The sequence below is a fragment of the Rhizobium esperanzae genome (assembly GCF_014197615.1).
In the GTDB taxonomy this organism is placed as follows: domain Bacteria; phylum Pseudomonadota; class Alphaproteobacteria; order Rhizobiales; family Rhizobiaceae; genus Rhizobium; species Rhizobium esperanzae_A.
Genome location: NZ_JACIFY010000042.1, coordinates 1 through 4375 on the forward strand (window position 1 = coordinate 1; position 4375 = coordinate 4375).

At 62.2% G+C, this 4375-nt stretch carries 4 protein-coding genes; 1 reads left to right on the plus strand and 3 read right to left on the minus strand.

What is annotated here, in order from left to right; all coding sequences use genetic code 11:
- Window positions 1-352: 352 nt before the first annotated feature.
- The 3 genes from GGD57_RS28895 to GGD57_RS28905 are packed head-to-tail and all read right to left on the minus strand — an operon-like array spanning window position 353 to window position 3312.
- Window positions 353-1105 carry an ABC transporter ATP-binding protein gene (locus GGD57_RS28895; protein ID WP_184473586.1) on the minus strand — a complete coding sequence of 251 codons (753 nt, stop codon included), beginning with the start codon at window positions 1103-1105 and terminating at the stop codon, window positions 353-355.
- The gene (locus tag GGD57_RS28900) at window positions 1099-2169 is read right to left on the minus strand and encodes a FecCD family ABC transporter permease (RefSeq protein ID WP_184473587.1); all 1071 of its coding nucleotides are present in this window, start codon (window positions 2167-2169) and stop codon (window positions 1099-1101) included. The genes GGD57_RS28895 and GGD57_RS28900 overlap by 7 nt, the downstream gene beginning before the upstream one ends.
- Window positions 2170-2175: 6 nt before the next feature.
- Window positions 2176-3312 (minus strand): ABC transporter substrate-binding protein, encoded by a 1137-nt coding sequence (locus GGD57_RS28905; RefSeq protein WP_184473588.1) that lies wholly within the window; start codon window positions 3310-3312, stop codon window positions 2176-2178.
- A gap of 115 nt (window positions 3313-3427) precedes the next feature.
- Between GGD57_RS28905 and GGD57_RS28910 the strand changes: the two genes are divergently transcribed.
- On the plus strand, window positions 3428-4213 hold the full coding sequence (locus GGD57_RS28910; RefSeq protein WP_184473589.1) for a class I SAM-dependent methyltransferase: 786 nt from the start codon (window positions 3428-3430) through the stop codon (window positions 4211-4213).
- Window positions 4214-4375 lie beyond the last annotated feature (162 nt).

The following is a 4375-nucleotide window of genomic DNA, read 5'->3' on the forward strand; positions in this document are numbered from 1 at the left end:
GAGGCACGAGTTCAAAACCCAAGGATGACACGCATCCCCGTCGCACGACCCCATTATACACCAACGGCAACGTACAAGGATGAGGCTCTCTTGGGCGCGAGACCTTTGCCGGTGTGCCGTGTGGCACCCCCCTCTGTCCTGCCGGACATCTCCCCCACAGGTGGGGAGATTGGCAAGAGGCTTGACCATTGCCCTCTCTCGAACGGCAGCGACAATCACTATGCTTTAGTTGTTTGGGGAAGCCATCCTCGCCCAGCCGATCTCCACCCTTGTGGGGGAGATGTCCGGCAGGACAGAGGGGGGTGCCTTACTGCATGTCCATCCACTCTCATCCTGATAAGGCTCTCTTGGGTTAATGCGCGGTCCCATCCACGATCACATGATCGTATTCTAGCGAGCATTTCTCCACCCTGGCTTCCACCCGGTAGATTTCCCGCAGCATCTCGGCTGTGACCACGTCCCTCGGGGCGCCGCAGGCGCGCATGCGGCCGTTGGCGATGACTAGCACCTTGTCGGCGAAGCGCAGCGCCTGGTTGAGGTCGTGGATGGCGATCAGGACGAGCATGCCTTTGGCGCGGGCGCGGCGGCGCATGAAATCGAGGACTTCGACCTGGCGGTGGAGGTCGAGGGCGCTTGTCGGTTCGTCCATCAGCATGATTTCGGGTTCGCGCACGAGCGCCTGGGCGATCGAGACGAGCTGGCGCTGGCCGCCGGAGAGGGCGCCGAGATCGCGGAAGGCGATGGCTGATATGTCGAGTGCTGCCATGATCTCGTCGATGAAGCGCAGGTCGCTGTCGCCGACGGCCCAGGACTGGCCCTGCTTGCGGGCGAGGAGAATGGATTCGTAGACGGTCAGCACCGCATTGGCCGAGGTATCCTGCGGCATGTAGCTGATGGCGTTCTTCGCCTTCGAGCCTTCGACGACGACATGGCCGGGGCCTTTGAGCAGGCCGGTGATGCGCTTGAAGAGCGTCGACTTGCCGGCGGCGTTCGGGCCGATGACGGCGACGACTTCGCCTGATGTCATCACCGGCGTCGTTACGTCTTCGACGAAGAGCTTGCGGCCGTGAAAGGCGCCGACCGACTGCAACTGAAGCGCTACCATGACCGGCTCCTGTTCGAGAGGATGAGCGAGAAGAAGAAGGGCACGCCGACCAGTGCCGTGATGATGCCGATCGGGAAGACGACGCCTGGGATGATCGACTTCGAGACGATCGAGGTCAGCGAGAGCAGCAATGCGCCCGAAAGGATCGAGCCCGGCAGGAAGAAGCGCTGATCCTCGCCGAGAATCATGCGCGCGATGTGCGGGCCGACGAGGCCGACAAAGCCGATGGTGCCGACGAAGCTTACGGGGACTGCGGCAAGCAGCGAGACGACGAGCATGGTTTCCAGGCGGATGCGGCGGACATTGACGCCGAAGCTTGCCGCCTTGTCCTCGCCGAGGCGGATCGCCGTCAGCGCCCAGGCATTGCGGGCAAAGAGCGGAAGGGCAGCCAGGAGAACGGCGAGCGTCACCCAGATCTTCGGCCAGGTGGCCTTGGTGAGGCTGCCCATGGTCCAGAAAACGACGGCCGACAGCGCCTGTTCGGAGGCCAGATATTGCAGGAAGGCGAGGGCGGCATTGAAGGTGAAAACCAGAGCGATGCCAAGCAGCACCACCGTCTGCACCGAGACGCCACGGGCCTGCGAGACGAAATGGATGAAGAGGGTGGCGATCAGCGCCATGATGAAGGCGTTGACCGGCACCAGCAGGCCGGCTGCGACAGGCAGAAGCGGAACGCTGGTGACGATCGCCAGAGCCGCGCCGAAGCTTGCGGCCGCCGAAATGCCTAAGGTGAAGGGGCTGGCGAGCGGATTGGCGAGGATCGTCTGCATCTGCGCGCCGGCGACGGAGAGCGAGGCGCCGACGACGATCGCCATCACGGCGACCGGCATGCGGATGTCCCAGACGACGGCACGCACCTGATCGGAAACCGAAGACGGATCGAGGAGGGCGGAGACGACCTCGCCGAGACTATAGCGGGCCGGCCCCCAGGCGAGATCGACGGCGAAGGACAGGCAAAGTGCTGCCGTCATAGCGAAAAGGATCAGCAGCTTGCGCCGGGCGAGGGCGCGGTAGCGCTCCCTCCCGGCTTCCACGTCGATCGAATGGGCAGCGATCTCGGCCATCGCGGATTACTTGCCCGCCTTGGCGTCGACCCAGTAGCCCGGCTGATAGGCGATCGGCAGGAATTTCTCGTGGAATTCCTTGAAGGTGGCGTCAGGGTCGAGATCGGCAAAGAGGTTCGGATGGAACCACTTCGCCAGCTGCTGGACGGCGACGAACTGGTAGGGGCTGGTATAGAACTGGTGCCAGATCGCATGGACATTGCCGCCGGCGACGGCCTTGGAGCCGGTGAAGGCCGGGTTTTCCATCAGCGTGATCAGCGCCTTGCGGCTGTCGCCGAGGGTGGCGGCGGCGTTCGGGCCGACATTCACGAAATCCTTGGCGTCCTTGGTCTGGCTCCAGTTGGAACCGGTGACGACGATGACCTCGGGATTGGAAGCGACGACCTGTTCGGCGTTGATGGAGCCGGTGTAACCCGGCAGGAAATCGGAGCCGAGATTGTGGCCGCCGGCCAAATCGACCATCAGGCCGAAATTATCCGGACCGAACGTGCCGCAGCATTCCACCAAGCCGGCGGCGCGGTACATGAAGACCTTCGGCTCCGGCGGATTGGCTGCCTTCAGCCTGTCGGTGACGCGCGCCATCTGCTCCTTCCAGAAGCCGGCGACTGCTTCGGCGCGGTCCTCATGGCCGAAAAGCTTGCCGAGGATTTTCAGGCTCGGCTCGGTGTTGGCGAGAATATGCTCGCGGAAATCGATGTAGACGATCTTCACGCCGATGCCGGAGAGCATGTCTTCGAGCTTCACTTCGTCGGCGGCCGTCTTGTTGCCGATCGGCAGCAGCAGTACATCCGGGTGCAGCTTGACCACCGTTTCGGTCTGCAGCGTGCCGTCGGTGAGGTTGCCGAGGAAGGGCAGGTCCTTGCCCTTGGGAAACTTCTCGACATAGGCGTTGAAGCCGTCCTTGTCGGTGGTCCAGAGATCGTTGCGCCAGCCGACGATCTTGGCGAAGGGATCTTCCTTCTCGATCGGCGCGACGGCGTAGAGCATGCGGCCTTCCCCGAGGATCACACGCTCGACCGGCTTGTCGAAGCTCACTTCGCGGCCCGCCACATCCTTGATGGTGAAGGATTGAGCGAGCGCCGAAAGCGGCATCAGGCTCGCAATCGCAGCTGCGGAAACTGCGAGCATTTTCACGAAATTCATCTGGAAATTCCCCCGAGGTCTGAATAATGTCCGCAGGCATAAGAAATATGACTTTGTGAATCAAGTTATATGTTTTAGAGCATTTCCAAACTGATGTTATGCCGGGGTGCCTGCGATGAATTCCATGAACACGAACTACTCCATCCGCGACGAAATTCGCGATTTCTGGTCGGAGAGGGCTGATACCTTCGACCAGAGCGTCGGCCATGAAATCTTTTCGGAAGAGGAGCGGAAGGGCTGGCAGCGGCTGATCAGGAAGCATCTCGGCGAAGGCCAGGGGCGCCCGCTGCTCGATCTTGCCTGCGGCACGGCCGTCATCTCGCATCTGATGCATGATGTCGGCTTCAAGGTGACCGGGCTCGATTGGTCGGATGCGATGCTGGCGCAGGCGCGCGCCAAGGCGAAGAAGCGCGGCACCGATATCCGCTTCGTTTCCGGCGACGCCGAGAATACCATGGAGCCGAAGGATAGCTACGACGCCATCACCAACCGGCATCTCGTCTGGACGCTGGTGGACCCGGCTTCGGCCTTCAAGGAATGGTTTTCGGTGCTGAAGCCGGGCGGCAAGGTGCTGATCGTCGACGGCAATATGGGCCGGGAAACCTGGGTGAAGAGCCTGCAGAAGTTTTGGACAAAGGTGACGGGCAAGCCGGCGGCAAGCCATATGTCACCGGAGATGATGGCACGGCACCAGAGCATCCGCTCCCGCGTGCATTTCTCCCACGAGATGCCGGCCGAAGCGATCGTCGATCTTCTCCGTCAGGCCGGCTTCGTGGACATCGTGGTCGACCGCAAGCTCGGGGATATTCACTGGGCGCAGGCGCGCAAGATGCCGTTCCTGCGTGGGCTGGAGCGGATGGTGCAGGAGCGGTTTGCGATTTGTGCGCGTAAGCCGGGGTGATTGGGGGAGCTCGGCGTTGCGGCAATCTCCCTCTTCTCCCCAGCGGGGAGAAGGTGGCCCGCAGGGTCGGATGAGAATCTGTGTTGGTTGTCAAGGCGGATTTGGGGTCCAGAGGCGGTCCTGAGCTAGCAGGCAGTTTGCCAGCACGAGCAGCTTTCGCAT

Coding starts and splice junctions, on each gene's coding strand:
- GGD57_RS28895 (WP_184473586.1), bottom strand. CDS start 1,105: ATGGTAGCGCTTCAGTTGCAGTCGGTCGGCGCCTTTCACGGCCGCAAG.
- GGD57_RS28900 (WP_184473587.1), bottom strand. CDS start 2,169: ATGGCCGAGATCGCTGCCCATTCGATCGACGTGGAAGCCGGGAGGGAG.
- GGD57_RS28905 (WP_184473588.1), bottom strand. CDS start 3,312: ATGAATTTCGTGAAAATGCTCGCAGTTTCCGCAGCTGCGATTGCGAGC.
- GGD57_RS28910 (WP_184473589.1), top strand. CDS start 3,428: ATGAATTCCATGAACACGAACTACTCCATCCGCGACGAAATTCGCGAT.